Source organism: Micromonospora wenchangensis, assembly GCF_002210435.1.
Classification (GTDB): Bacteria; Actinomycetota; Actinomycetes; order Mycobacteriales; family Micromonosporaceae; genus Micromonospora; species Micromonospora wenchangensis.
On record NZ_MZMV01000068.1, the window covers coordinates 1 to 25,010 of the forward strand.

Annotated in this window: 25 protein-coding genes; 13 read left to right on the forward strand and 12 right to left on the reverse strand. The window is 73.0% G+C overall.

Translation table 11 applies throughout. The features are described 5' to 3' along the window. Nucleotides 1-213 precede the first annotated feature (213 nt). Entirely contained in the window at nt 214-1,176 is a 963-nt protein-coding gene (locus B5D80_RS27595; RefSeq protein WP_088646876.1) for an endonuclease domain-containing protein, read from the forward strand. A gap of 398 nt (nt 1,177-1,574) precedes the next feature. On the opposite strand, the gene B5D80_RS27600 is transcribed toward B5D80_RS27595, so the two are convergent. Next, nucleotides 1,575-1,967, reverse strand: a complete 393-nt coding sequence (locus B5D80_RS27600) for a MarR family winged helix-turn-helix transcriptional regulator (protein WP_245855022.1) — start codon at nt 1,965-1,967, stop codon at nt 1,575-1,577. 165 nt (nt 1,968-2,132) lie between these two features. Here B5D80_RS27600 and B5D80_RS27605 point away from each other — a divergent pair, with 165 nt between their 5' ends. Both B5D80_RS27605 and B5D80_RS27610 read left to right on the forward strand, forming a co-directional pair. Then, entirely contained in the window at nt 2,133-3,935 is a 1,803-nt protein-coding gene (locus B5D80_RS27605; RefSeq protein ID WP_088646878.1) for an ABC transporter ATP-binding protein, read from the forward strand. Between the two features lie 77 nt (nt 3,936-4,012). Then, nucleotides 4,013-4,714 (forward strand): VOC family protein, encoded by a 702-nt coding sequence (locus tag B5D80_RS27610; protein WP_088646879.1) that lies wholly within the window; start codon nt 4,013-4,015, stop codon nt 4,712-4,714. On the opposite strand, the gene B5D80_RS34575 is transcribed toward B5D80_RS27610, so the two are convergent. After that, a complete protein-coding gene (locus B5D80_RS34575; protein WP_342747139.1) occupies nt 4,672-5,019 on the reverse strand; it encodes a hypothetical protein in 348 nt (115 codons plus the stop codon). The genes B5D80_RS27610 and B5D80_RS34575 overlap by 43 nt on opposite strands. Beyond that, a complete protein-coding gene (locus B5D80_RS34580; RefSeq protein WP_245855017.1) occupies nt 5,016-5,294 on the reverse strand; it encodes a DivIVA domain-containing protein in 279 nt (92 codons plus the stop codon). Before B5D80_RS34580 ends, B5D80_RS34575 begins: the two co-directional genes overlap by 4 nt. 306 nt (nt 5,295-5,600) lie before the next feature. On the opposite strand from B5D80_RS34580, the gene B5D80_RS27625 reads away from it, so the two are divergent. The 7 genes from B5D80_RS27625 (at nt 5,601) to B5D80_RS27655 (ending at nt 11,285) form a co-directional block, all read left to right on the forward strand. Then, nucleotides 5,601-5,840, forward strand: a complete 240-nt coding sequence (locus B5D80_RS27625) for a winged helix-turn-helix domain-containing protein (RefSeq protein WP_088646881.1) — start codon at nt 5,601-5,603, stop codon at nt 5,838-5,840. A gap of 462 nt (nt 5,841-6,302) precedes the next feature. Beyond that, nucleotides 6,303-7,157 carry a hypothetical protein gene (locus B5D80_RS27630; protein WP_088646882.1) on the forward strand — a complete coding sequence of 285 codons (855 nt, stop codon included), beginning with the start codon at nt 6,303-6,305 and terminating at the stop codon, nt 7,155-7,157. A gap of 128 nt (nt 7,158-7,285) precedes the next feature. Continuing rightward, nucleotides 7,286-8,218 carry an HNH endonuclease gene (locus tag B5D80_RS27635; RefSeq protein ID WP_088646883.1) on the forward strand — a complete coding sequence of 311 codons (933 nt, stop codon included), beginning with the start codon at nt 7,286-7,288 and terminating at the stop codon, nt 8,216-8,218. A gap of 55 nt (nt 8,219-8,273) precedes the next feature. Next, nucleotides 8,274-8,687, forward strand: coding sequence for a TIR domain-containing protein (locus B5D80_RS27640; RefSeq protein WP_144081781.1), 414 nt, complete (start codon nt 8,274-8,276; stop codon nt 8,685-8,687). A 163-nt stretch (nt 8,688-8,850) separates the two neighbouring features. Next, nucleotides 8,851-10,098 carry a cellulose-binding domain-containing protein gene (locus B5D80_RS27645; RefSeq protein WP_245855019.1) on the forward strand — a complete coding sequence of 416 codons (1,248 nt, stop codon included), beginning with the start codon at nt 8,851-8,853 and terminating at the stop codon, nt 10,096-10,098. A 293-nt stretch (nt 10,099-10,391) separates the two neighbouring features. After that, the gene (locus B5D80_RS27650) at nt 10,392-10,784 is read left to right on the forward strand and encodes a ribonuclease domain-containing protein (RefSeq protein ID WP_088646906.1); all 393 of its coding nucleotides are present in this window, start codon (nt 10,392-10,394) and stop codon (nt 10,782-10,784) included. Nucleotides 10,785-10,844: 60 nt separating this feature from the next. Then, nucleotides 10,845-11,285 carry a barstar family protein gene (locus tag B5D80_RS27655; RefSeq protein WP_088646885.1) on the forward strand — a complete coding sequence of 147 codons (441 nt, stop codon included), beginning with the start codon at nt 10,845-10,847 and terminating at the stop codon, nt 11,283-11,285. Nucleotides 11,286-11,385: 100 nt separating this feature from the next. On the opposite strand, the gene B5D80_RS27660 is transcribed toward B5D80_RS27655, so the two are convergent. From B5D80_RS27660 to B5D80_RS27670, 3 genes are all read right to left on the reverse strand, one after another. After that, complete coding sequence (locus tag B5D80_RS27660; protein WP_088646886.1) at nt 11,386-12,102, reverse strand: HD domain-containing protein; 717 nt, start codon at nt 12,100-12,102, stop codon at nt 11,386-11,388. Nucleotides 12,103-12,162: 60 nt separating this feature from the next. Beyond that, nucleotides 12,163-12,726, reverse strand: a complete 564-nt coding sequence (locus B5D80_RS27665) for an ATP-binding protein (RefSeq protein ID WP_245855020.1) — start codon at nt 12,724-12,726, stop codon at nt 12,163-12,165. A 153-nt stretch (nt 12,727-12,879) separates the two neighbouring features. Then, the gene (locus B5D80_RS27670) at nt 12,880-13,170 is read right to left on the reverse strand and encodes a helix-turn-helix domain-containing protein (RefSeq protein WP_088646887.1); all 291 of its coding nucleotides are present in this window, start codon (nt 13,168-13,170) and stop codon (nt 12,880-12,882) included. Between the two features lie 66 nt (nt 13,171-13,236). Between B5D80_RS27670 and map the strand changes: the two genes are divergently transcribed. Continuing rightward, the gene (gene map, locus B5D80_RS27675; RefSeq protein ID WP_088646888.1) at nt 13,237-14,007 is read left to right on the forward strand and encodes a type I methionyl aminopeptidase; all 771 of its coding nucleotides are present in this window, start codon (nt 13,237-13,239) and stop codon (nt 14,005-14,007) included. A gap of 49 nt (nt 14,008-14,056) precedes the next feature. On the opposite strand, the gene B5D80_RS27680 is transcribed toward map, so the two are convergent. From B5D80_RS27680 to B5D80_RS27705, 6 genes are all read right to left on the reverse strand, one after another. Then, complete coding sequence (locus tag B5D80_RS27680) at nt 14,057-15,403, reverse strand: pectate lyase family protein (protein WP_088646889.1); 1,347 nt, start codon at nt 15,401-15,403, stop codon at nt 14,057-14,059. Between the two features lie 33 nt (nt 15,404-15,436). Next, the gene (locus tag B5D80_RS27685; RefSeq protein WP_245855025.1) at nt 15,437-16,597 is read right to left on the reverse strand and encodes a Gfo/Idh/MocA family protein; all 1,161 of its coding nucleotides are present in this window, start codon (nt 16,595-16,597) and stop codon (nt 15,437-15,439) included. An 83-nt stretch (nt 16,598-16,680) separates the two neighbouring features. After that, nucleotides 16,681-18,171 carry a mannitol dehydrogenase family protein gene (locus tag B5D80_RS27690; RefSeq protein WP_088646891.1) on the reverse strand — a complete coding sequence of 497 codons (1,491 nt, stop codon included), beginning with the start codon at nt 18,169-18,171 and terminating at the stop codon, nt 16,681-16,683. Continuing rightward, the gene (locus tag B5D80_RS27695; RefSeq protein ID WP_088646892.1) at nt 18,162-19,466 is read right to left on the reverse strand and encodes an enolase C-terminal domain-like protein; all 1,305 of its coding nucleotides are present in this window, start codon (nt 19,464-19,466) and stop codon (nt 18,162-18,164) included. Before B5D80_RS27695 ends, B5D80_RS27690 begins: the two co-directional genes overlap by 10 nt. After that, entirely contained in the window at nt 19,463-20,887 is a 1,425-nt protein-coding gene (gene uxaC, locus B5D80_RS27700; protein WP_088646893.1) for a glucuronate isomerase, read from the reverse strand. The genes B5D80_RS27695 and uxaC overlap by 4 nt, the downstream gene beginning before the upstream one ends. 68 nt (nt 20,888-20,955) lie before the next feature. After that, on the reverse strand, nt 20,956-22,284 hold the full coding sequence (locus tag B5D80_RS27705) for a Gfo/Idh/MocA family protein (RefSeq protein WP_088646894.1): 1,329 nt from the start codon (nt 22,282-22,284) through the stop codon (nt 20,956-20,958). Between the two features lie 237 nt (nt 22,285-22,521). Between B5D80_RS27705 and B5D80_RS27710 the strand changes: the two genes are divergently transcribed. Next, nucleotides 22,522-23,640, forward strand: coding sequence for a LacI family DNA-binding transcriptional regulator (locus B5D80_RS27710; RefSeq protein WP_088646895.1), 1,119 nt, complete (start codon nt 22,522-22,524; stop codon nt 23,638-23,640). A gap of 16 nt (nt 23,641-23,656) precedes the next feature. Then, the gene (locus B5D80_RS27715; protein WP_088646896.1) at nt 23,657-24,997 is read left to right on the forward strand and encodes an ABC transporter substrate-binding protein; all 1,341 of its coding nucleotides are present in this window, start codon (nt 23,657-23,659) and stop codon (nt 24,995-24,997) included. Nucleotides 24,998-25,010 lie beyond the last annotated feature (13 nt).

Below are 25,010 nucleotides of genomic sequence, written 5' to 3' on the forward strand. Positions count from 1 at the left end.
GCCCAGCCCAGCCCAGCCCAGCCCAGCCCAGCCCATGATCAAATTGCCGAGATGCAGACGACACGCCGGGGAGAGTGCAACAAATCGCAATACGATCTTGAGGCTCCATAGCAGGGTTCCGGTGGACCTGGGGGTTGTCCACAAGGGGGTCGGCGTCCACAGGGAGAGGGTGGAAGGTGGAGGTGGTGCGGGTCGGGAGGGCAGCCTCGGGACATGAACCCGGTCCTGCGATCCCTCGTCGAGCAGGGCGGTGGCGTGCTGACCCGACGGGCGGCGGTGCAGGTGGTTCCACCCTGGGTGCTCGCCCACGCTGATCGGGTCGGCCAGATCCGACGGGTCCTGCCCGGCGTCTACGTCGACGCCGCCGTCGTTCCCGCCGCTGCCCACCCGGCTGGTGGTTCGACGTTTGCACTGCTCGACGTGGCCTACCGCATCCGTGCGGCGCTCGCCTGGGCGCAGGGGCGCGCGGCGCTGGGTAGCCTCACCGCGCTGGCCGCGTGGGGTGTGCGCGGCCAGCCGGCCGGGGAACCGGTGTGCCTGAACGTGGTCGCCGGCTGCGGGCTCCGCCCCCGGGCACACCTGAAGATTCACCATCGAGAGGGTTTCGCCCTGGTCCCACCCCAGGTGCTGATTCGGGGTGGTCGTCCGGTGGTGCGGTTGGAGCGGGCGTTGGTCGACGCCTGGCCGCTGCTGCCCGTGCTGGATCGCCCCGCCCCGGTGATCAGGGCCGTCAACGACCGGCTCACCACCCCGGCACGGATCGCGTCGGCGCTCGCCGCCGTGCCGAGGCTGACCGGCCGTGCGCAGCTGCGTACCCTGCTCGACCGGCTCGCCGCCGGATGCCGCAGTCCGCTGGAGATCTGGGGACACGACCACGTCTTCACCGGCCCCGGGATGCCCGCGTTCCGCAGGCAGGCCCGGATCGTCGTCGGCCGCCGCACCATGTACCTCGACGTGTACGCCGAGCGGGAGCGGGTGGACATCGAACTCGACGGCGCGACGACCCACGGCGATCCCCGCCAACGCGAGATCGACCTGCGCCGGGACGCCCTGCTGGCCACCGTCGGCATCCTGGTGGTGCGCTTCGCCCGCCACCGCCTGGTCCACGAGCCCGACGCGGTCCGCCACGAGGTACGCGCCATCCTCGCCACCCGCCGCGATGCGGTTGATAGGTGACCGGCGCGCCGGCCGATGACTCGCGCGTCGCCGGGCCAGCCCGCGCCGCCGCTGGTCGGCGCACCGGCCCCGACTTCCTGGCCCGCGGGCTCCCGGATCGCGGGCCCTCCTCCAGGATCCGACATGCGGGGAACCCGGTCGAGCTGCCGGCCGAGTAGCGGACGAAGCGCGAGTCGGGCAGGGCTGGGCCAGGCAGGGCGGGGTCGGCCGCTACTCGGGCTGGACAGGGTCGGCCGGGCTGGGTCGGCAGGGCTGGGCCGGGTGGGGCTGGGTCGGCCGCCACTTGGTCGGGCAGTGTCGGTGGGTCGGCCGCCACTTGGTCGGGCAGTGTCGGTGGGTCGGGTCGAGTTGGGCAGGGCTGAGTCGGGGTCGGGCGGAGCGGGTGACGAGGGGCGCAGTCAGTCGCGCAGGGTGCGCAGGATGCGGGTGAGGTCGGCGTGGTCGGTGGGGGAGAGGTGACCGAAGAAGCGTTCCGCCTCGGCCGCGCGGGCCGTCCGGATGGCCGCGCCGACCCGCGTACCCTCGTCGGTCGGCTCGACCAGGGTCGCCCGCCGGTCGGCCGGGTCGGGCCGGCGCGCGACGAGCCCGCGTTCCTCCAGGCCGTCGACGACCTCGGTGGTGGAGCGGGGCGCGATGTGCAGGTGTTCGGCCAGCGCGCTGAGCCGCATCGCGCCGTGCCGGGTGAGCACCGCGAGGGCGCGGGCGTGACCGGGGTTGACGTCCCAGGGTTCGAGGGTACGGCGGGACTGGTGGCGCAGCCGTCGGGCCACCGCCCAGAACAGTTCGGCCAGGCTCTCCCCGGCCGGGTCGGTCGGCGGCCCGGCGGGGCGGGCGGCCGGATCGGTCGGCGGGTCGGATGGCGCACCGGTCACCGGAATACGGTAGCAGCAATCGCTGTTGTTCCCTCATGATGAGGTAACCTCAGTAATCGTCCCCCGAACGGAAGAAGGACCCCCTTGGACACCACGCATCCTCACCGGGAGGGCCGCGGCGGCGCCCCCCGGACCGTCAGTGCCGCCGAGAAGTCCCAGGCCCGCGCCGTCTCGCTGCGCCGCATCGGCCGGCTGTTCACCGCGTACCGGGGTCAGTTGGCCGTGGTCACCGCGATCATCGTGGTGTCGTCGATCGTCGCGATGGCCTCGCCGTTCCTGCTGCGGGCGGTGATCGACCGGGCGCTGCCGGAACGCGACCTGACCCTGCTGGTCTGGCTGGTCGTCGGCATGATCGCCGTCGCGGCCGTGACCGCGGTGCTGGGCGTGGCGCAGACCTGGATCTCCACCCGGGTCGGGCAGTTGGTGATGCACCGGCTGCGCACCGACGTCTTCGCCCACCTGCACCGGCAGTCGATCGCGTTCTTCACCCGCACCCGCACCGGCGAGGTGCAGTCGCGGATCACCAACGACATCGGCGGCATGCAGACCGTCGTCACCTCGACTGCCACCTCGATCGCGTCCAACCTGACCACGGTGGTGGCCACCCTGGTCGCCATGGTGGCGCTGTCCTGGCGGCTCACCCTGGTCTCGCTGGTGGTGCTGCCGCCGGCCATCTGGCTGACCCGCCGGGTCGCCGCGATGCGCCGCGAGATCACCGCCCAGCGTCAGCGGGAGCTGGCCGACCTCAACGTCACCATCGAGGAGGGGCTGTCGATCAGCGGCGTGCAGCTCAGCAAGACCCTCGGTGCGGGTGGCGCGCTGATCGACCGGTTCACCGCCAGCTCGGCCCGGCTGGTCGACCTGGAGCTGCGCTCGGAACTGGCCGGCCGGTGGCGGATGGCCACCATGACGATCATCTTCGCCGCCATCCCGGCGGTGATCTACCTCGGCGCGGGCCTGCCCGGCACCGCCGGCACGCTCAGCATCGGCACCCTGGTCGCCTTCACCGCCCTCCAAGGCGGCCTGTTCCGGCCACTGATGGGGCTGCTCAACGTGGGCGTCACGCTGACCGCCTCGCTGGCGCTGTTCGCCCGGATCTTCGAGTACCTCGACCTGCCGGTGGAGGTGGACGACCCGGCCCGGCCGGTGACCATCGACCCGGCCCGGGTGCGCGGGCACCTGCGCGTCGAGGACGTCACCTTCAGCTACCCGGGCAGCGACACCGCCGCCGTCGCCGGCATCAGCCTCGACGTCCCGGCCGGCAGCAGCCTCGCCCTGGTCGGCGAGACCGGCTCCGGCAAGAGCACGCTCGCCGCACTGGTCAGCCGGCTGCACGACCCGGACGCCGGCCGGATCACCATCGACGGCGTCGACCTGCGTGACCTGCGGCTGACCGACCTGGCCGCCGTCGTGGGCGTGGTCAGCCAGGAGACCTACCTGCTGCACACCACCATCCGCGAGAACCTGCGGTACGCGCGCCCCGACGCCACCGACGCCCAACTGGAGGACGCCGCCCGCGCCGCGCAGATCCACGACCTGATCGCCGCCCTGCCCGACGGCTACGACACGGTCGTCGGCTCCCGTGGCCACCGCTTCTCCGGCGGCGAGAAGCAGCGCCTGGCGATCGCCCGTACGCTGCTGCGCGACCCCCGGGTGCTGGTGCTCGACGAGGCGACAAGCGCGCTGGACACCGAGACCGAGCGGGCCGTGCAACGGGCCTTCGACACCCTCGCCGAGGGCCGTACGGTGATCACCATCGCGCACCGGCTCTCCACGGTGCGCCACGCCGACCAGATCGCGGTGCTCGACCACGGCCGGATCGTCGAGTCCGGCACCCACGAGACGCTGCTGGCCCGCGCCGGCCGGTACGCCACCCTGGCCGGCTGACCAGGGGCGACCCGGCAGGCGGAAAAACCCGATCTGCAAGACGTGAGTCGTCGATCACCGGTGACTAGAGTGACGCCGTGCAAAATGGTGTGCGGGCCCAGGTGCCGGTGCTGTACGTGGCGGACGCCGACGCGGCCCGACGGTTCTACGAGAACTTCGGCTACACCGAGATCCGGGCCGGCGGCGACGGCGGATCACGCTGGTCGTACCTGCGGTGTGGGGAGTTGACGCTGCTGCTGGCGGCGGTCACCCCGCGCCTGGTCACCGTCGAGTTGCCCCTGCTGCTCTACCTGTACGTCGAGGACCTGACGGCGACCGCCGAACGGCTCACCGCCGCCGGGCACCCCGTGCGGAAGGCCGGCTACCCGGAACATGCGCCGGGCGGCGAGTGCCGGGTCACCGACCCCGACGGCAACGTGGTCGCCTTCGGGCAGCGGCAGGCCGTACCGCAGCAGGAGCGTGACCCGCAGGCGGGCGGTGAGGCGCGGTTCTCGCTGATCCGGGAGGCCGCCGAGGCGGCCGGTCGGCGCGGCGGCGCGCCCGCCCGCTGCCAGATCGGCGGCCGGCGCGGCGAGCCCTGCCCCGAACCGGCCGAGGTCAAGCTCGCCGACTCGTGGGGCGACACGGCGTGGGGCTGCATGGCACATGCCGACGAGACGCTGCTGACCGCCCGTGGCGCGTTCCTGGCCACCGAGGACGGTTCGGGCCTCGGCCCGTTCCTGCGCGCCCGCCAGGGTCAGCCGGAACGGCATTCTGCCGAGGAGGCGTCCAGCGCCTGACCGCCGGATGCCGACCAGGGGAGTGCCCGCTGGGGCACCCGCGTTTCCTTGTGCTGGCCGGCCCGGGACGGCGGCGTCGTGGTGGGGGCGTGGCGCAGGCCGGCGAGTCGGACGAAGACCTCCCGTTTGGCGGTGGCCTCGCCGCGCCGGTCGAGCACGTAGCCGGTGAGCCAGACCCATCCGTCGTAGGTGGGCCGGTCGGACACCGACACCACCCGCAGCCGCAGGGCACGTTCCCCGGTGAACTGCACCGAGGCGGCCCGGTCGACGATCAGCAGGTCGCCGGGGCGGGGGCGTTCGTTCACCAGTGCCCGCCGTTCGTGGGCGGGCAGTCCCGCGCGTGCCGGCTCTGCCAGTCGCGCAGGGCCCGCTTGAGCCGGTCGTTCTCCTGGGCGAGGGCGCGGATCTCCTGGTGCAGGGCGGCCAGTTCGTCGGCCAGCCGGGACTGGAACCGGCGTACCTCGGCGGGGTCGACGCCGCGTCGGCGGGTCGGGAACTCGTGGGTGCGTACCTCGTGGGGGGTCAGTAGGGCCGGGTGACCGGTCCCGTAGGGCTGGCCACCGCGATACACCTGGGCCACGGGGGTCCTTTCCGGTGCTGGAGGGCGGAGGGGTCCTTTCGGCGGTGCTGGAGGGCGGGTCGTCCGCCGCCGGCTGCGGACGACCCGCCCGCTCGGCGGTCGCAGCCCACTTCGGCGGTACGACGACAGGGCAGCCGGACGGGGTCGGGGCGGGCGCACACCCGCCCCGACCGGGGGAAACCCCTCTCTCGTTGCCACGCGAGGAGCGGTTCGGTATCCAACATATCTAGACATGCTGGATGAGTCAACGCTGCTTGTTAGGTGCGTCGCGGTGTGATCGAATCGGGTTGCCACGCGAGGAGTGCCATGCGAGAAGTGCCGGACTACTGGCGCATCGCCGATGATGTGATCGCCGACGTCAGAGCCAAGAGGTTGAAGGCGGGGGACAAGTTGCCCTCGATTGCCGAGCTGCGCCAGAAGTACGAGGTCAGCCATGGGACCGTGCAGATGTCCTACGCCCGGCTGGAAGCGCTGCGGATCATTCGACGGCAGCAGGGCAAGGGCGTCTTCGTCAACGACCCGAAGCTCTGGATGCGCGAACCCTGACCCGCCTCCCTGGCCCGCCGCCCTGCTCCGCTCCGCCCGATTCGATCTGCCCGGGTGATCAAGAAGTTCGTGTCAATTCTGATCTTCCTGATGACGCGAACCTCTTGATCACCGGGCGCATGGCGGGTTCGCGCGCCCCGTAAGTCGTCCACGCCTCACTTTCACCTGGCGGCGCTTGCCCGCCTCGGGAGGTCGAGCTTGATCGCACGGCCTCCACGTGTCGCCCCCGTGGACGCCACCCCCTTTGTGGGCAGGCCCCCACGTGCTCCGGGGCTCTGCCGCGAAGCGCCAAGATCGTATTGCGATTTGTCGCACCGTGCTCGGCGTGTCGTCTGCATTTCGGCAACTTGATCATGAGTGGGGCTGGTTGAGCTGGGCAGGCGTCTTGATCAGCGGGGCGGAGTCGGGAAGGAGTCGGAAAAGTGGGGGGAGCCGTGGGGGGTCTGGGGGCGTCCAAGGGGTATGACGAGTTTTCGAGGTGTGTGGGTGGCGGTCGTGCCGGTGCTTCTGCTCACTGCTGCCTGTGCGGGGCAGGACGGGGCGGGCATCGCGCCCGATGCGGCACCGACTTCTCTTCCCGCCAACGTGCCGGTGCTGCGGATCGACCAGACGGGCGGCTTCGTGCGGCCCGAGACGAACGTGACCCGGCTGCCGTCCGTCAGCGTCTACGCCGACGGCCGGGTGATCACGCAGGGGCCGACCGTCCTCAGTTATCCGGGACCGGCGCTGCCCAACGTCCAGGTCCGCACGATCAGCAAGGCTGAGGTGGCGAAGCTGGTCGAGCAGGCCCGCGCGGCCGGGGTGGGCGGTGCGGTCGACGTGGGCACGCCGAAGATCACCGACGTGACCACCACCCGGTTCACCATCCGGGGAACGGTCGGCAGCGAGCAGTTGGAGGTCTACGCCCTGGGCGAGGCGACCGGTCCCGAGGCCGGCCTGACCCCCGCCCAGCAGGCCGCCCGGGAGAAACTGCGGACCTTCGCCGACAAGCTGACCGACCCGGGGAGCGCGGCGACGCAGCCGTACCAGCCGACCGCCATCGCGGCGGTGGCCGGGCCGTGGGTCGCCACACCGGAGACCGCGAAGCAGCCCAGGATGGAGTGGCCCGGCCCGGTGCTGCCCGGGGCCAGCCTCGGCGAGGGTCTCGACCTCGGTTGTGTGACGGTCACCGGTGCTGCCGTGCAGCAGTTGATCGCCACCGCCGGCAAGGCCAACGCCGCTACCCCGTGGACCTCCGGCGGGAAGCCCTGGACGGTCACCCTCCGCCCGCTGCTGCCCGACGAGACGGACTGCGCCAGCCTCACCGCTGGTCGCTGAGCTTGTACCCGGCCGGTCGATCCGATCGTGTCGACCGGCCGGGGGTCCCCGGAGCTGTGGACTGTCAATTCCCGAGATGGCCGTTCGGTTGGTGGCGGCGAGATCATCTTCGGTGAATCCTCTTCGGTGTGAAGGCATTCGTCGGGGTGACGGACGAGAAGTGGTATCGCTACCTGGCTGCGCGTCCGGGCCTGACCGAAGTCAACTTCTGGCGGCCGTCGGGCGGGGGGTTCCGGGCGCTGACCGTAGGTGAGCCGTTCTTCTTCAAGGCTCACTACCCGCTCAACCGGGTGGTCGGCGGAGGCTTCTTCAGCGGATTCACGCAGTTGCGGATCTCGGAGGCGTGGGAACTGTTCGGCGAGGCCAATGGAGTCGCCAGCCTCGATGACATGCGTCGCAGTGTCGGGCGTTACCGACGTCAGCCGATCGGCCTCGACGAAGACCCGGTCATCGGCGGCATCTTCGTCCGGGACGCGGTCTTCTTTCCCGACGACTCGACCGTCGACCCGCCACCCGGTTTCGCCTCCAACGTGGTGCAGGGCAAGACGTACGACCTGGCCGACGCCGCGGTCACCGGATACTTCGAACTGTTGATCCACCGTCTCATCGGCACCACCGTCGAACTCGACCTGGCGGCACCGTGGCACCGGCCTGGCCCGGTGTACGGCGACCCCCGACTGGTGCCGCAACGTCTGGGTCAGCAGTCGTTCAAGGCGGTGGTGCTCGGTGCCTACGAACGACGGTGCGCCATCACCGGTAACCGGGTGCGACCGGTCCTGCAGGCGGCACACATCCGGCCGCTGCCGGTGGGTGGGGAGCACCGCGTCGACAACGGGTTGTTGCTCAAGTCGGATGTCCACATCCTGTTCGACAGGGGTTACCTCGGCGTGGATCCGAAATACCGACTGCTGGTCAGCCCTCGGCTGCGTAGCGAATTCGGCAACGGCGACCAGTTCTACGCCAGGGCGGGCACGCAGATCGGTGTGCCCGAACGGCGCGGTGACCGACCCCGCGCCGAGTTCCTGGAGTGGCACCTCGACACGGTCTTCAAAGCCGCCTGACCTGCCGGCGGAGAGTGGAGAATGTGGGGAAATCGCAGCAGGTGATGGAGGTAGCGTGATTTCTTCGGTGACGGTGTGCAGCAGCTCGAAGTTCTACGATCTGGCACAGCGCGCCGCCGATGCGTTGCAGGCGGTGGGACTCACCGTCTACACCCCGCGATTCGACTACAACGAGGAGCACGTCGTGGTCGTGGAGGCGGACAAGTTCCGGCTGACCCATGAGTTCCTCGCCAAGGTCGCCAGGTCCGATGCGGTCTACGTGATCGCGAGTGGTGGCTACACCGGAGTCAGTGTCTGCATCGAGGTGGGCTACGCGCATGCCCTGGGCAAGGCGGTGCTCTGCTCAGAGCAACCGACCGAGTTTGCCGTGCGCGCTCTGGTGGATGCCGTCGTACCCGTCGACGAGATCAGCGGGAGGGCCCGGTTGATCGGCCACCGGCGCACCTCGACGGTGGACTTGTTTCCATAGGCAACCATCACTACATTGGGTCCGGGGCGCCGCCGGGTTGCCGGGCGGCTGTTTGGCCTGAGCCGGGCTGTTGTCCACGTGCCGACACGGCGCGTCGACGCGCGAGCGACGTCACTGCTCCCGCGCCGTCGGTCCACACCGACGGCCAGCCGGAAGGACCCCTGTGAGGATCTCCCGTACCCGTATCACCGCCGTCGTGGCCGCCACCGCCACGGTGGCTGCCGCCGTCACCACCGTGCTCGCCGGCACCGCCTCGGCGGCCCAGGGCTGCCGGATCGACTACCAGCCCAACGAGTGGACCGGCGGCTTCACCGCCAACGTCCGGGTCTCCCCGGGCGACACCGCCCTGAGCAGTTGGACCGTCACCTGGTCCTACCCGGGCGGGCAGCGGATCACCGGCGGCTGGAACGCCACGGTCAGCCAGTCCGGTACGACGGTCACCGCCCGCAACGCCGCCTGGAACGGCAGCGTCCCGGCCGGCGGTTCCACCGAGTTCGGCGTCCAGGGCACCAGCACCTCGGGTTCCGCCGCGCCGACCGGGTTCACGCTCAACGGCGTACCGTGCAACGGCGCTCCGCCGCCGACCACCACGCCGCCGCCCACGACCCCGCCCCCGACGACGCCTCCGCCGACCACGCCGCCGCCGACCACCCCGCCCCCGACGACCCCGCCCCCGACCACCCCGCCCCCCACGACGCCGCCGCCCACCACGCCGCCGCCGGCCGGGTGTGCCGGGGCGGTGCTCTGCGACGGCTTCGAGAACCAGACCGGCAGCACGCCGGCCGGCGACTGGAGCGTGGTCAACCCGGACTGCTCCGGGACGGGCCGGGCCTCGGTGGACACGGCGACCACGCACAGCGGCAGCCGCTCGCTGCGCATCGACGGCGCGCAGGGCTACTGCAACCACGTCTTCGTGCGCTCCACCAGGGATCTCAGCGCGGTGGGCACCGTCCGGTACGGCCGGATCTGGCTGCGCCACACCACCGCACTGCCGACCCAGCACGTCACCATCATGGCCATGACCGACGCCGCCGACGGCAACAAGGACCTGCGGATGGGTGGCCAGAACGGCGCGTTGCAGTGGAACCGGGCCTCCGACGACGCGACCCTGCCCGAGCAGAGCCCGTCCGGCGTGGCGCTGAGCGTGCCGCTGCCCACCGGCCGTTGGACGTGCCTGGAGTTCATGGTCGACGGCAACCAGGGCCAGTTGCGTACCTGGCTCGACGGCACCGCAGTCACCGGGCTGACCGCCGACGGGACGCCCACCCACGACATCGACAGCCAGTGGTACAACCGCACCTGGCGTCCCCGGCTGACCGACCTGAAACTGGGTTGGGAGAGCTACGGCGAGGGCGCGGACACCCTCTGGTACGACGACGTCGCCCTGGGCGCCAGCCGGATCGGCTGCTGACCCCGACCGGGACCGGGCGGCCGACGGGGCTGCCCGGTCCCGGCCCTGCGTCCACCGGGCATTTCAGCCGACGGTGGCGTGCCGATCATGGTGCGTTCATCCACGGTTGCCAGGCTGGCCTCTGGCCGGCGGGGTTCGCCTACCGCCAGAATGTGGCTGATCGGGATAACCATCCTGATCGATGCATTCCTGTCGGCCCCCGCGACCCGGAGGACCCGTTGAGCACTTCCGCGAACCCCGTCACCCCCGCCGCCGCCCCGACCCCGCGTCCCCGGCCCGGCCGTGTCCCCGGCATCCTCGCGCTGCTGACCGCCCTGGTCGCCGCGCTGCTCGTCGGACCGTCCGTGGTGACCCCGAGGCTGACCGACCCCGCGTCGGCGGCGGTATACGGCTCCTGCACGATGTCCCGCTGCGCGGACGCCCGCACCGCCCGCTCCGGCTGGTCGGCCAAGGGATTCCCGACCAGCCGGGGCTGGTACAGCTGGAGCGGTGGCCTGTCGAACTTCGCCGGCGGCCAGTTCTACAACTACGAGGGGCAGCTTCCCGCCGGTGCCACCTACTACGAGTACGACGTCTACCCGCGGGTCTCCGGCGCGGCGCGGGACGCGTACCGCATCGTGGTGAACAAGAGCAGCGGGGCGACCTGGTTCTCTCCCGACCACTACGCGAACTTCTACCGGATCTGACCGAGGACCACCGGGGCGGGCCGGTCCGCCGGCCCGCCCCGTCGAGCAGGAGGATGCACCATGACCGGACAGCGCCAGCCGGGCTGGCTACGGGTGACCGACGAGGCCCGCCCGGCGGGGCACCCGACGCCGTCGGTCACCGTGGCCGGGGCGGCGGCCCGTACCCGCCCCGCGCTGTTCGACGCGCTCACCGACGCCCTCGGCCTGCCCGGCCACTTCGGCCGCAACTGGGACGCCCTCGCCGACGTGCTGGCCGACCGGCTCGACGCCGGCCCGCTCACCCTCGAGGTGACCGACGCCGGCCTGCTGCTGGCCGACGAGCCACCCGGTCAGCTCGGCACGCTGCTCGACGTGGTGGGCGGGGTGTCGGCCGGTGCCCGGGAACCGGTCTGCCTGCTGCTGCGCGACACCCCGCAGCGGCTGCCCGACCTGCGGCACCGGCTGCACGCCGTCCTCGGTGGCGGCGGGGTGGCCGTCCCGCCCGGCGGCGCGCTGCGCTGAGCGTCCGCGCCGCCACCCGGCCCGCCGTCGCGCCCACCCGTCGTCGCGGCACCGCCCCCGGCCTGCCGTCACCGGCCCGGCCGTCGCGGCGGGGGCGGGGTCAGTTGGGGTGGTCGAGGATCGCGCTGAACCGTTCCTCGGCCAGGTCGAGCTGGGCGAAGATGTGCCGCTTCACCGGTGCCGACAGCGGGGTGTCCGGCCGGGCGATCAGCTCCCGGTAGACCGGCACCAGCGGCCGGTACTTCGCCGCCGAGCGGGCCACCTTCGGTCCGACGGCGTAGACCACGCCCACACCGTTGTCGGTGAAGTCGGAGACCTTGATGACCCGGGCCCAGGGTTCCCGGTCCAGGCTGGCCGCGACGTGCTCGCGGTACTGCACGTGCGGGTCGCGCTCCGGGTCGTACACCGGGTTGGTGACCGCGGCGACCAGGCGGGCCACCCGGGCGCCGAACCGGTCGGCCAGCGCGGCCAGCGCCGCCGCCGTCGGGTCGGCCGCCCCCGCGCCGGCCAGCTCGCCCGGATGGTCCTCCACCGCGTCGTGCAGCAGCCCGGCGACGATCACGTCGGGGTCGCGCACCTGGTAGTGGTGCGTCATCCGGATCGCCACCCGCAGCAGGTGGTTGAGGTACGGCTCGCGGGACCGCCGGTCGTCGCGGTGCAGCTCGGCGGCCAGGTCGAGGGCTTCGGTCAGCCGGTCCCGGTCGGCCGTGGCGAAGCCCGGCAACTCCAGCCGGAACCGGGCGAGCAGGCCCGGTTCGCCGTGCAGCTCGGTGATCGCGTGCATCGGCATGGTGGCGAGGTACGGCGGGAACTCCATCGCCTACTTATAGCCGATCTTCACTGTCGGTCCGACCCCGTCGTCGGGCATGTGACCGCTTCATTCCCGGCCGGAAAGGTGCTTGACCAGGCGAACCGTCGTCCCGTCGGGGGTGCCGTCGAGCTGGGCCTCGTCCATCAACCGGGCCATGATCAGTCGTCCCCGACCCCGGTCGCCGCCCTGCGACGGGCCCTCGCGCCAGCCGCCGGTGTCGCGGATCTCGACCTCCAGCCGCCCGGCGCGCAGCCGGGCCGACACGGTGACGCTCGCCCCGGGCGCGAACCGGTAGCCGTGCTCGATGGCGTTGGCGCACGCCTCCCCGACGGCGATCAGCACCACCTCCACGTCCGCCTCCTCGACCCCGGCCCCGGTGAGCCACGCCCGCAGCGCCTCCCGGGCGGGGGAGAGCTGGGCCGGGTCGGCGGCCAGCGCCGTCCGGAACGCCGACGGCGCACCGCCTTCACCGCCCGTGCCGGCCCGAGCTGCCGGGTCGGCCTGAGCTGCCGGGTCGGCGGGTGGCTGCGGGGTGCCGGCCCGCAGCGCCGTGCCGGTCGGGTCGTCCGCGGGACGGCTGCCGGCTACCGGCTCGGGCCGGTCCGCGCCGACGTCGCGTCCACCGGCCACCCGGGTCCACCTCCCGCTGGTTCTCGTCGTCCGGGGTCGGCAGCCCGACCGTACCCGGCCATTCTCCCTGTCCCGGCCGGCCGCCGGGCACCACCCCTGGGCAGCGGGCTCCGGGACGGCCCGGTGGGGGTACACCCCGGAGGCGTCGGGGGGCTACGAGGCCAGCCGCTCGCCGGGGTCGGGCACGGCGATCGCGCCGTCGGACTGGTTGATCTCCGACCAGACCGCGTCGAGGGAGAGGCCGAGGACGTCGGCGAGCACCGCGATGGTCGGAAACGCCGGGGTGGCCACCCGACCGGACTCGATCTTCCGCAGGGTCTCCGGGGACAGCCCGGCGGCCAGCGCGGTGCCGAGCATCGACCGTTGGCCCCGGGCGCGGCGCAGCAGGGCGCCGAGGCGTCGTCCGCGGGCGACCTCGGCGGGGGTGAGCGGCAACCTGACCATGGCTGCGATTCTAGTACCGGGATAACATGACCGGGATACTTATTGGTGGTCCACGGAAGGCACCGCATGATCGAGATCCTGAACCCCACCGACGTGCGGCGCGCACGGGACACCGGCGCGCTGGTCGCCGAGATCCTCCAGACGCTGAAGGGCCGCAGCGTGGTCGGCACCAACCTGCTGGAGATCGACGCCTGGGCGCAGCAGATGATCGTCGACGCCGGGGCGACGTCCTGCTACGTCGACTACGCGCCGTCGTTCGGCCGGGGACCGTTCGGCCACTACATCTGCACCTCGGTCAACGACGCGGTGCTGCACGGGCGGCCGTACGACTACCAGCTCGCCGACGGCGACCTGCTCTCCCTCGACCTCGCCGTCTCCCTCGGCGGCGTGGTCGCCGACTCGGCGATCAGCTTCCTGGTGGGCGACACCCGCCCCCCGGAGAGCGTCGCGCTGATCGACGCCACCGAGCGGGCGCTGCGCGCCGGGATCGCCGCCGCCGGCCCCGGCGCACGCGTCGGTGACCTCTCGCACGCCATCGGCACGGTCCTGCACGCGGCGGGATACCCGGTCAACACCGAGTTCGGCGGGCACGGCGTCGGGTCCACCATGCACCAGGACCCGCACGTGTCCAACACCGGCCGGCCCGGTCGCGGCTACCGGCTGCGTCCCGGCCTGCTGCTGGCCCTGGAACCGTGGGTCATGGCCGACACCGCCACCCTCGTCACCGACGCCGACGGCTGGACGCTGCGCAGCGCCACCGGCTGCCGCACGGCACACAGCGAACACACGATCGCCATCACCGCCGAGGGCGCGGAGGTGCTCACCCTGCCGAGGTGACCCCGTGGTCGGGCCGAGCCGACGGACGGCGCGGCCCGACGCGGGCTGCTCACCACGGCAGTCGACCGGCCCCGGCGAACGGCCCCACCACGAGCGGCACCAGCGGCGCGGGCACCGCCTGCGGCGCGCGCAGGGTCGGCGTCCACCCGGCGTCGCCGCCGAGGTCCGGGTCGTGGGTCGCGTTGTACGCGGCCACCAGGTCGACCGGGCGGGGCAGCGTGCCGTGCGCGTCCACCCAGTTGCCCCGGGTGGTGACGGCGGTGCCGCCCCAGTCGTACAGCAGGTCGCCGGCGGCGATGCCGGCACCGAGGGTGAAGAAGTTGTTCTCCACGTACGCGGCGGACTGCACGCCCACCCCGATCGCGTACACGAAGTCGTCGCCGGCCAGCCGGTACCAGTTGTTGTAGACGTCGACCTGGCCGAACCGGACCCGGGGCAGCCGCTGGAGCACCCGGTCGAACAGGTTGTGGTGCAGCGTCACCTTCAACCGGCCCACGTCCGGCCCGACCGTGTTGGACGAGCCGATCAGCATCAGCTTGTCCCGCCCGGTGAACCGGTTGTACGAGGCGGTCACCAGGCTGGCCGTGTGCGTGACGTCCAGCGACCCGTCGTGCACCTGGTAGGGCCGGCCGAAGTACACCGGCTGCCCGCTGTCCGGGTTGTCGCCGTCGGTGAAGGTGTTGTGGTCGACCCAGACGTGCTCGCTGCGGCGTACCGAGACCTGGTCGTACTGGGAGTTCCAGTTGCCTGTCGCGCCGTCGGTGGGGGACCAGGCCGGGAAGCAGTCCCGGGCGTCGTCGAAGGTCAGGTTGCGGACGATGACGTTGCTGGCCCCGTCGATCATCAGGGTCAGCCCGGTGAGGACCGCCCCGCGCCGCCCGACGATGGTGGTGTTCGGCCCGACGTTGATCTGCGTCTGCCGGGTCTGGTTGGCCACCGACCGCACCCGGGCGGCCTCCAACGCCCCGGTCGGCGGCACCATGCCCCACACCGCCGGGTCGTACGCGGCCAGGTAGGCCGGCAGGCTGTACTCCGGGTCGGCCAGGTCGGCGCAGCCGAGCAGGTGGCCGTCGTCGGCGGCGAACCCGTCGACGGTGCCGTCCACGACGATCACCTTCGGGGTGGCGTTGCTCTTGTTGGTGGCGTTGTCGCCGCCCAGCGCCCGGACCAGGTCGGCCCGGCTGCGGACCAGGTGGACCTGGTCCGGGCCGGCCGCCGCGCCGCCGGTGGTGCCGGGGCCCTCGGACGCCCAGCCGTCGCCGGCCGGCAGGGTCTGCCGGGCGAACAGTTCGACGGCCCGGGGCGGCCCGTCGGGTGGCGCAGCGTACGCGGCGGTGCCCGGGGTGAGCAGGAGGGCGAGGGCGACCAGGGCCGCCCCGGTGGTGCGTGGACGCATGGGAGTCTCCGCAGGGTGGTGGTGGATGGTGCGTCAGTCGTCCAGCGCCGCCAGGGGGATCCGCACCGGCGGCACCGCCCACGGCACCGCCAGCTCCGACAGCAGCGCGCCCTGTTCGGCGGCCCGGCGCAGCGCCGCGTTGATCCCGGGCACCGTCACCACCCGTTCCGGCCCGCTGCCGGTGACCGTGACCAGGTCGCCGCCGAGCAGGGTCGGTTCGGGGGCGCGCTGCACCTGTTCCAGCACGGCGGTGAACGGCGCGGTGCGGGCCAGCGGGGCGATCAGCGGGGTGCCGGCCGGGTCGGCCCGGTGGGCGAGCAGGTTCTCCAGCAGCCCCCGCCGCCCCGGCACCTCCCGGGGCTGCGGGTCGCCGGGCAGCAGCAACCGGTCGGTCGGATACTCCAGCACCGCCCGCCCGGCGGTGCCGGTGACGATCACCTCCCCGGCGACGAAGTCCTCCCCGGCCAGCGTCACCGCCGCCACGATCGGCGGCCCGCCCGGGGTGACGATGCGCAGCGTGGCGGTGTCGTCCACCTCGATCGGGCGGACCCGGTAGCGCTCCAGCTCGATCCGCGCCGGCCGTACCGGCGCGCCGGTCACCGTCTGGGCGACCGCCAGGCACTGCATCACCGCGTGCGCCAGCGGGTTGGCCAGCGCGCCGTCGAGCACCGGCCGGCCGTGCAGGCTGCGTCGGCCGGCCCACGGGGACCGCGCGTAGTAGCCGTCGGGGCGTTGCCAGCAGGCGACCGTGCCGATGCCGGTGACGGTGCCCAGCCGGCCCTGCCCGAGGGCGGTCGACAGCTCGGCCAGCGCCATCGAGCCGAGCGCCTGGAAACCGACCTGGCAGGCCCGGCCGGTCGCGGCCAGCGCCCCGGCCAGCGTCCGGTGCTCGGCGGTGGACAGCACCGGCGGCTTCTCCAGCAGCAGGTCGGCACCGGCGGCGAGGACGTCCAGGGCGATCGGCAGGTGGGTGTGCGGCGGGGTGCAGACGATCACCACGTCCGGGCGGGCGGCGGCGAGCATCTCCCGGTGGTCGGTGTGCACGGTGGTCCCGGGCGGGACCGGCGCGGCCGGCTCGTCCTCGATCGGCCGCACGTCGACCAGCGCCACCAGCCGCAGCCGTCCGGCCGCGTGCAGCCCGGCGACGCTGCGCCGGTGCCAGCGGCCGTGCCCGTTCGCGCCGACGATCGCCACCCGGGGTCCGGCCGTCGCGCCGGGCCCGGCCGGAGCGTCCCGGGCGGCGGGCCCAGCGGCGGCGGCCGGCGGCACCGGGGCGGTCACGCCGCCCCCGACAGGACCGTCGCCACGCCGTGGGTACGCAGCGCGCCGAGCCATCCGGCCACGTCGGCGCGGAACCCGTCGTCGGAGGCGAGCGCGGCCGGGACGACCTCGGACAGGGCGAACACCGCCCCGACCGTGCCGGCTGCCGTGCCGTCGGCGGCGGCGAGCGCGGTGGTGATCCGGTCGGCCAGCGGGTCGTCGAGCGGCAGCACCGTGCCGTCGTCGGCCCGCCCGTCGAGGAACCGCAGCCAGGCCGCCACGACCAGCGCCGACCAGTACGCCGGACGGCCCTGGGCGCGCAGGTCGGCGGCGGTGTGCAGGACCCGCTGCGGCAGCTTCTGCGACCCGTCCATCGCCACCTGGAGGGTGCGGTGCCGGATCGCCGGGTTGGCGAACCGGGCCAGCACCTCGTCGCCGTACCCGACGACGGTCGTCCCCTCGGGCGGGGTGAAGCTTCCGGCCACGTCGTCGGCGACGAACCGGCGCAGCACGTCGGTCAGGCCGGGCAGCGCCAGCGCGTCCGCGATCGTCTCGCAGCCGGCCACCGCCCCCAGGTAGGCCACCGCCGAGTGGACGCCGTTGAGGCCGCGCAGCTTCAGCCGCTCCCACGGGCCGGCGTCGGTGGTGAGCACCGCGCCGGCCTGCTCCCACCGGGGCCGCCCGCCGGGGAAGTCGTCCTCGACGACCCACTGGAGGTACGGCTCGGCGGCCACCGCCGCCAGGTCGGTGACCCCCAGCGCGGCGCGGGCGTTCGCCAGCGTCGCGGCGGTGCTGGCCGGGACGATCCGGTCCACCATCGTGCCGGGGAAGCTCACCTGCCCGGCGAGGGCGTCCTGGACGGCGTCCGGCACCCCGGCCAGCGCCAGCGACTGCTGCACCAGGCCGCGCAGTCGACGCCCGTTGGACGGCAGGTTGTCGCAGCTGACCAGCGCGACCGGCCCCGCCTGGGCGGCGGCGCGGGCGAGCAGCCCGCGCACCAGCAGGCCGGGCACGGTGACCGGGGGCCGGTCGGTGGTCAGGTCGAGGGTCAGCTCGTCGTCGGCCCGCAACGCCCCGGAGACCGGGTCGAGCCGGTACGCCTTCTCGGTCACCGTCAGCGTCACCACCCGGATCGCCGGGTCGGCGAGCAGCGCGACCACCGCCGCCGGGTCGCTGGCCGCGTGCCGGACCCCGGCCAGCGCGCCGACCACCCGGGTCGCGGACCGGTCGGCGGCCAGCGTGGTGACGCTGAACAGCGCATCCTGGGCGGCGAGCGCCTCGACCAACTCGGTGCTGCGCGGGGCGACCCCGACGATGCCCCAGTCGCCGCCGGCCGCGTCGACCGCCGCCTCGGTGCAGACCGCCTGGTGGGCCCGGTGGAACGCGCCCAGTCCGAGGTGGACGATGCCGGCCGGCACGGTGCCGGGCCGGATCAGCGGTCGGCTCTGCTCGGGCAGCCGGCGCAGGGTGGCCAGGCCCAGCCGGTCGGTGCCCCCGTTCACCGCCACACCGGGCCGTCCGGGAACCGGAACCGCGCGATCGACTCGGGGCGCATGGCGGCGCTGTAGCCGGGGGCGGTGGGCAGCAGGTACCGGCCGCCCCGGGTGCGGACCGGGTCGACGAAGTGCTCGTGCAGGTGGTCGACGTACTCGACCATCCGCCCGTCCAGGCTGGTGCCGACCCGCAGGTAGTCGAAGATCGCCAGGTGCTGCACGTACTCGCAGAGGCCGACGCCACCGGCGTGCGGGCAGACCGGCACCCCGAACTTCGCGGCCAGCAGGAGCTCCGCCAGCACCTCGTTGACCCCGGCGACCCGGCAGGCGTCGATCTGCATCACCCCGATCGCCTCGGCCTGGAGGAGCTGCTTGAAGATCACCCGGTTGGCGGCGACCTCGCCGGTGGCGACCCGGCACCGGCCGCCGGTTGACGCGGTCACCGCGCGGGCGATCCGGGCGTGGCCGAGGACGTCGTCGGCGTGCGTCGGCTCCTCGATCCAGTACGGGTCGACCTCGGCCAGCGCGGTCATGTTGGTGATCGCCTCGTCGACGTCCCAGACCTGGTTGGCGTCCATCATCAGCAGCGCGTCCGGGCCGATCTCGGCCCGGATGATCCGCGCCCGGCGCAGGTCGTCGGCGGGCGGGCCGCCGACCTTCATCTTCATCGCCCGCCACCCCCGGGCGTACGCCTCGCGGGTCAGCGCCCGCACCTTGTCGTCCGGGTACCCCAACCACCCCACCGAGGTGGTGTACGACGGGAAACCGTCCTGCTCCAGCACGGCGAGCCGGTCCGCCGCCCCGACCAGCCCCTTGTCCAGGAGGGTGGCCGCCTCGTCGGGGGTGAGCGCGTCGGTGATGTGGTGGAAGTCGACGTTGGCGACCAGCTCGTCGGTGGACAGCTCGGCGAGGTAGCGCCACATCGGCTTGCCGGCGAGCTTGGCCCGCAGGTCCCAGACCGCGTTGACCAGCGCCCCGGCGGCCATGTGGATGACCCCCTTCTCCGGCCCCAGCCAGCGCAGCTGCACGTCGGCGGTGAGCGAGCGCCAGAACGCCACCGGCTCGGCGGCGATCTCGGCGACGGTGCGTCCCCGCACGTGGTGGGCGAGGGCCCCGATCGCCGCGCAGGTGATCTCGTTGCCCCGGCCGTTGGTGAAGGTGAACCCGGCACCCGTCGGGCCGCCGTCGGTGCGCAGCTCGACGTAGCTGGCCGAGTAGTCACCCCGGTTGATCGCGTCGGAGCCGTCGCCGGCCGCCGCCGTCGGGAACCGGACGTCGTGCACGTCGACGTCGGTGATCCTGGTGCTCATGCGGACTCCCCGAACTTGAAGACCTTCTTGGGCAGCCGGTACGCCAGGTCGACGACCGTCTCGGCGGCCTCGTCCTCGCTCAGCCGGTGTTCGGCGACGAGACGGGCCAGGAACCCGGCGTCGATCCGGCGGGCCACGTCGTGGCGGACCGGGATGGAGCAGAACGCGCGGGTGTCGTCGACGAACCCGGCGGTGTTGTAGAACCCGGCGGACTCGGTGACCGCCTCCCGGAACCGGCGCAGCACCTCCGGGGAGTCCAGGAACCACCAGGGCGCGCCGAGGTAGAGCGCGGCGTAGCCACCGGCCAGCGGGGCCAGCTCCCGGGTGAACGTGTACTCGTCGAGGGTGTAGAGCACCACCCGCAGGCGCGGGTCGTTGCCGTACGCGTCGAGCAGCGGGGCCAGCGCGTGCACGTACTCGGTGGCGTGCGGGACGTCCCCGCCGACGTCGCGGCCGTGGGTGGCGTACAGCTTGCGGTTGTGGTTGCGCACGGCGCCGGGGTGCAGTTGCAGCACCAGACCGTCGTCCAGCGACATCCGGGCGAACTCCACGAGCATGTGCGCCCGGAACGCCTCGGCGTCGGCGGCGTCGGCCAGCCCGCGCCGGCCCCGGTCGTAGAGCCGCGCCGCCTCGTCGGCGTCGAGCGCCAGGGTCCGGGCGGTGGGGTGGCCGTGGTCGGAGGAGGTCGCGCCGGCCGCGACGAACGCCGCCCGGCGGGCCCGCAGCGCGTCCAGGTAGCCGGCGTAGGTGCCGGTGTCGACGCCGGCCACCTCGCCGAGCCGGGCCACGTTGTCGGCCCAGCCGTCGAACTCCATGTCGACGACGTTGTCGGGGCGGAAGGTGGTGACCACCCGGCCGCCCGGCCCGCCCCAGCCGTCGGCGGCGAGCTTGGCGTGCGCGGCGAGGTCGTCCAGCGGGGACTCGGTGGTGGCGAGCACCTCGATGCGGAACCTGGTGAACAGCGCCCGGGGCCGGAACTCCGGCTCGGCCAGCCGGGCGGCCACCTCGTCGTAGACGGCGTCGGCGGTGGCCGGGGTGAGCGCGGTGTCCACCCCGAACACCTCGCTGAAGGTGCGTTCCAGCCACAGCCGCGACGGGGTGCCCCGGAACAGGTGCCAGTGGTCGGCGAAGCGCCGCCAGATGGTCCGGCCGTCGGTCTCCACCGGTGTGCCGTCGACGCTGGGCACGCCCAGCGTGGCCGGCGGCACCCCCTGGCTGAGCAGCATCCGGGTGAGGTAGTGGTCGGGCACGATCAGCAGCCGGGCCGGGTCCGGGAAGGGCCGGTCCTCGGCCAGCAGCGCCGGGTCGACGTGCCCGTGCGGCGAGATGATCGGCTGCGGGCCGGCGAGGGCGTACAGCTCGCGGGCGATGGCCCGGACGCCCGGGTCGGTCGGCAGGAGCAGGTCGGGAGAGGTCGGCACGTCGGAGGACTCCTCGGGTACGGGCGGAGGGTCGGCGGTTCGGGACGGGGTCGGCGGGGCCGGCCCGGTCAGGGCAGGGTGAGCAGGTCGGCGACGCGGACCGGTTCGCCGGTGTCGAAGGAGCGGTTGGCGGCCAGCCCGGTGAGCAGGGCCAGCGCCCCGTCGCGGGCGGTGGCGGCCCGGCCCAGCGGGTCCGGCTCGCCGCCGAAGATCACCCGGGTCATCCGGACGTCCGCGCCGCCGTGGCCCTGCCGGGTGTAGCCCTCGACCGGGATCCGGCGGGGCGGGGCCCAGAACGGGCGCAGGGTGAGGGTGGCGGCGCCGTGTTCGGCGGCGGCCTCGTCGCCGTGCAGGGCGGCCCCCTTGAGCGCCCCGGCGGCGGCCGGGCTGACGAAGTCGCTCTCGGTGACCTCCAGTTCCAGCCGGCCCCGGCTGCCGTTGACCATCACCCGGTAGCCCTCCCAGGGGGCGTAGGCGGTGAGGTGGTAGGTCATCGTCGCGCCGGTGGAGTAGCGGGCCAGCACCGCCATGTCGTCCTCGATGCTCACCCCGGGGGCGAAGACGTTGCGGTCGCGCTGGTAGCCGTCCTCGCCCTCGGCGTCGAGGTACAGCTCGCGCAGCCGGGGGTGGTCGGCCAGCCGCAGGGCGAACGGGTCGTCGTCGGCGGCGGGGGAGTCGTGCGCCCGGTCGTAGTCGCGGGCGTAGCCGTGCCGGCGGCCCCCCTCGCCGTAGAAGAACAGCCGGCCGGCGGCGTACACCTCGACCGGGGTGGCGTCGAGCCACCAGTTGACCAGGTCGAAGTGGTGGCTGGCCTTGTGCACCATCAGCCCGCCGGAGCTGGCCTTGTCCCGGTGCCAGCGGCGGAAGTAGTCCGCGCCGTGCCGCACGTCGAGCAGCCACTCGAAGTGCACCGAGCCGATCTCGCCGACCGCGCCGTCGGCGAGCAGCCTTCTGACCTGCTCGTGCAACGGGTTGTACCGGTAGTTGAAGGCGACGGTGACCTGCCGGCCGGTCTCGGCGACCGCGTCGAGGATGCGCCGGCAGCGGGCCGCGTCGACGGTCATCGGTTTCTCGGTGACCACGTCGCAGCCGGCGCGCAGGGCCGCCACGATGTACTCGTCGTGGGTGACGTCGACGCTGGTCACCAGCACCACGTCGACCCGTTCCCTGGCGAGCATGGTGGCGAAGTCGGCGGCCGGGTACGTCGGCACGGCCGGCCGGCCGAGCTCGGCCAGCCACCGGTTGTGGGCGTCCATCCGGGTCTGGTTGACGTCGGCGAAGGCGACCAGCTCGGCGGTGTCGGCGTGCGCGGTGACCAGGGCCCGGACGAACATCTCCGCCCGCGCCCCGGTGCCGACGAGGGCGTGCCGTCGGCGTGGCGTGGTTGGTGGTGGCATCCGTGGACCTCCCGTAGCTGCAAAGGTTTGCAGTGAAGAAACCATGTCGGTGAAGAGCACGTCAACGATCGATGCCAATCCCGTGGCATAGATCCCGGTTCATGCGGTTAAGGGGGCATGGCAGGAGCACCTCCGCAATCGACCTGTAACAATCGCCCGTTGACAGTGGAGCAACCGTTTGCATTAATTGGCGGCACCCACGTGACCCCGACCACACCATCGACGAGAGGGCCGCCCGTGCCAGCCACCATCCGCGACGTCGCGCGGGCCTCGGGCGTGCACATCTCCACGGTGTCCCGCACCTTCTCGGCGCCGCACCTGGTCAACCCGGAGACCCGGGGCCGGGTGCTGGCCTGCGCCGAGGACCTCGGCTACCGGCCCAACCGGGCCGCCCGCGCCCTGATCACCGGGCGGACGCACAACATCGGCCTGATCATCGCCGACATCGCCAACCCGTTCTTCCCGCCGCTGATCAAGGCGGCCGAGGGGCAGGCCCGGCACCGCGACTACCACGTCTTCGTGGCCGACACCAACGAGGACCCGGCCGCCGAGGAGGAGCTGGTCCACGCGCTGGCCAAGCAGGTCGACGGGGTGCTGCTGTGCAGCCCCCGGATGAGCAACGGCCTGATCGAGCAGGTCAGCCGGGAGGTGCCGGTGGTGGTGATAAACCGGCAGGTCACCGGCCTGCCCTGCGTGATGATGGACGTCGGTCAGGGGGCGCGCGCCGCGATCGAGCACCTGCTCGGCCTCGGCCACCGGCGGCTCGCCCTGCTCGGCGGGCCGCGCGGCTCCTGGACCAACCAGCAGATGCGCCGGGCGGCCGGCGCCGCCGCCCGCTCCGGCGGGGCCGAGCTGACCGTGCTCGGGCCCAACCCGCCCACCGAGACCGGCGGCGGTGAACTGGCCACCCGGGTACGCGACAGCGGCGTCACCGCAGTGCTCGCCTACAACGACCTGATGGCGATCGGGCTGATCGAGGGGCTCGACCAGCTCGGCATCCGGGTGCCGCAGGACGTCAGCGTGGTCGGCGTCGACGACATCGCGCTGAGCCGACTCACCCGCCCCAAGTTGACGACGGTGGCCACGCCAACCGCGGCCGCCGGCCGGACGGCCGTCGACATGCTGCTGCAACACGACTCCGACCCGCGCCCGCGCGGCGGGGGACGGGCAGCGGCCGTCGGTGACCGTCGTACCACCGCACAGGTAATGCTCCAGACCGAACTGGTCATTCGCGACTCGACCGGACCCGTACCCGGTCGATCCCGTCCCGGTTCCGTTCCGGATGGCCCGGGTCCGCATCGCCTTGCGGACCCGGGCGGCCCGACCGTGACCACCGGTGGCGTCGTCGCCTCCTAACCCGAGGAGTGAGCGCATGCACCCCGCAACGTCCCCCACCGCCGGCCCGCCGGCCGAACCGCACCACCGTACCCCCGTGCCCCGTCGTCGATTCCTGCGCGGCGTGCTCGCCACCGCCGTCGCCGTACCGCTGATGTTCGGCGCGGCGGCCTGCGGCGACGACTCCGCAGGTGACGACGGCCAGGTCAAGCTCTCCGTCTTCTGGTGGGGCGGTGAGGCGCGGGCCAAGCTCACCGAGGACGCCCTCGCCCTCTATACCAAGAAGCACCCGAACGTGACGTTCGAGAAGACCTGGCAGGCCAACCAGGGCTACTTCGACAAGCTGGCCACCCTCACCGCCGGCGGCAACCCGCCGGACCTGTTCCAGATCGACGACAACTACCTCGCCGAGTACGCCGGCCGCAGCACCGTGCTCGACCTCAAGAGCTACCAGGACTCCGGCAAGCTCGACGTGTCGAAGTTCCCCAAGAGCCTGCTGGAGTACGGCGTCGTCGACGGCAAGCTGGCCGGGGTGGCCTCCGGCGAGAACACCCAGGGCCTGGTCTACAACAAGACGCTGCTGAGCAAGAACGGCCTCCCGGAGCCGACCACCGGCCAGAGCTGGGAGGAACACATCGCCTGGGCCGAACAGGTGGCCAAGAAGGCCAAGGTCCCCGGCACCCAGGACCCGAGCGCCGACTACAAGGCGTTCTGGGTCTGGCTGCGCCAGCAGGGCAAGGACCTCTACGCCGGCAAGGACCTCGGCTTCACCGCCGAGGACGTGACGAAGTGGTTCACCCTGTGGAAGGGCGCCCGGGACCGGGGGGCCACCCCCACCCCCGACGTGATCCACGAGGGCAACGCCAGCGACGTGACCAAGCAGCTCGTGGTCACCGGCAAGGCCGCGACCTCCTGGGTCTGGGTCAACCAGATGCCCGACCTGAAGAAGAACACCAAGGACGAGCTGGGGGTGGTGGCCTACCCCGGCGACCCGAGCGCCCAGTGGGCCCGCGCCTCGATGTACTGGTCGGTGTTCAAGGGCAGCAAGCACCGGGACACCGCCGTCGACGTGATCAACTTCCTGGCCAACGACCCGGAGGCGGTGGCGCTGCTCGGCACCGACCGGGGCCTGCCGTCCAACATGGACCTGCGGGCCACGGTCAGCCAGACGGTGACCGACCCGGCGATGAAGCAGTCCATCCAGGTCGAGACCGAGCTGGCGCAGAAGTTCGGCCAGTCGCCACAGGTGCCGATCAAGGGTCACAGCAAGGTCAAGTCCGAGCTGGTCAAGGCCGCCGAGAACGTCCAGTACCAGCGGGCCACCCCGGAACAGGCCGCCGAGCAGTTCCTCGCCGCCTGCAGGTCCGCGATCGCCTGACCGGCACACCGCG

Coding starts and splice junctions, on each gene's coding strand:
- B5D80_RS27625 (WP_088646881.1), top strand. CDS start 5,601: ATGCGAGAAGTGCCGGACTACTGGCGCATCGCCGATGATGTGATCGCC.
- B5D80_RS27660 (WP_088646886.1), bottom strand. CDS start 12,102: ATGGAGTTCCCGCCGTACCTCGCCACCATGCCGATGCACGCGATCACC.
- B5D80_RS27670 (WP_088646887.1), bottom strand. CDS start 13,170: ATGGTCAGGTTGCCGCTCACCCCCGCCGAGGTCGCCCGCGGACGACGC.
- B5D80_RS27595 (WP_088646876.1), top strand. CDS start 214: ATGAACCCGGTCCTGCGATCCCTCGTCGAGCAGGGCGGTGGCGTGCTG.
- map (WP_088646888.1), top strand. CDS start 13,237: ATGATCGAGATCCTGAACCCCACCGACGTGCGGCGCGCACGGGACACC.
- B5D80_RS27655 (WP_088646885.1), top strand. CDS start 10,845: ATGACCGGACAGCGCCAGCCGGGCTGGCTACGGGTGACCGACGAGGCC.
- B5D80_RS27705 (WP_088646894.1), bottom strand. CDS start 22,284: ATGCCACCACCAACCACGCCACGCCGACGGCACGCCCTCGTCGGCACC.
- B5D80_RS27630 (WP_088646882.1), top strand. CDS start 6,303: ATGACGAGTTTTCGAGGTGTGTGGGTGGCGGTCGTGCCGGTGCTTCTG.
- B5D80_RS27695 (WP_088646892.1), bottom strand. CDS start 19,466: ATGAGCACCAGGATCACCGACGTCGACGTGCACGACGTCCGGTTCCCG.
- B5D80_RS27680 (WP_088646889.1), bottom strand. CDS start 15,403: ATGCGTCCACGCACCACCGGGGCGGCCCTGGTCGCCCTCGCCCTCCTG.
- B5D80_RS27715 (WP_088646896.1), top strand. CDS start 23,657: ATGCACCCCGCAACGTCCCCCACCGCCGGCCCGCCGGCCGAACCGCAC.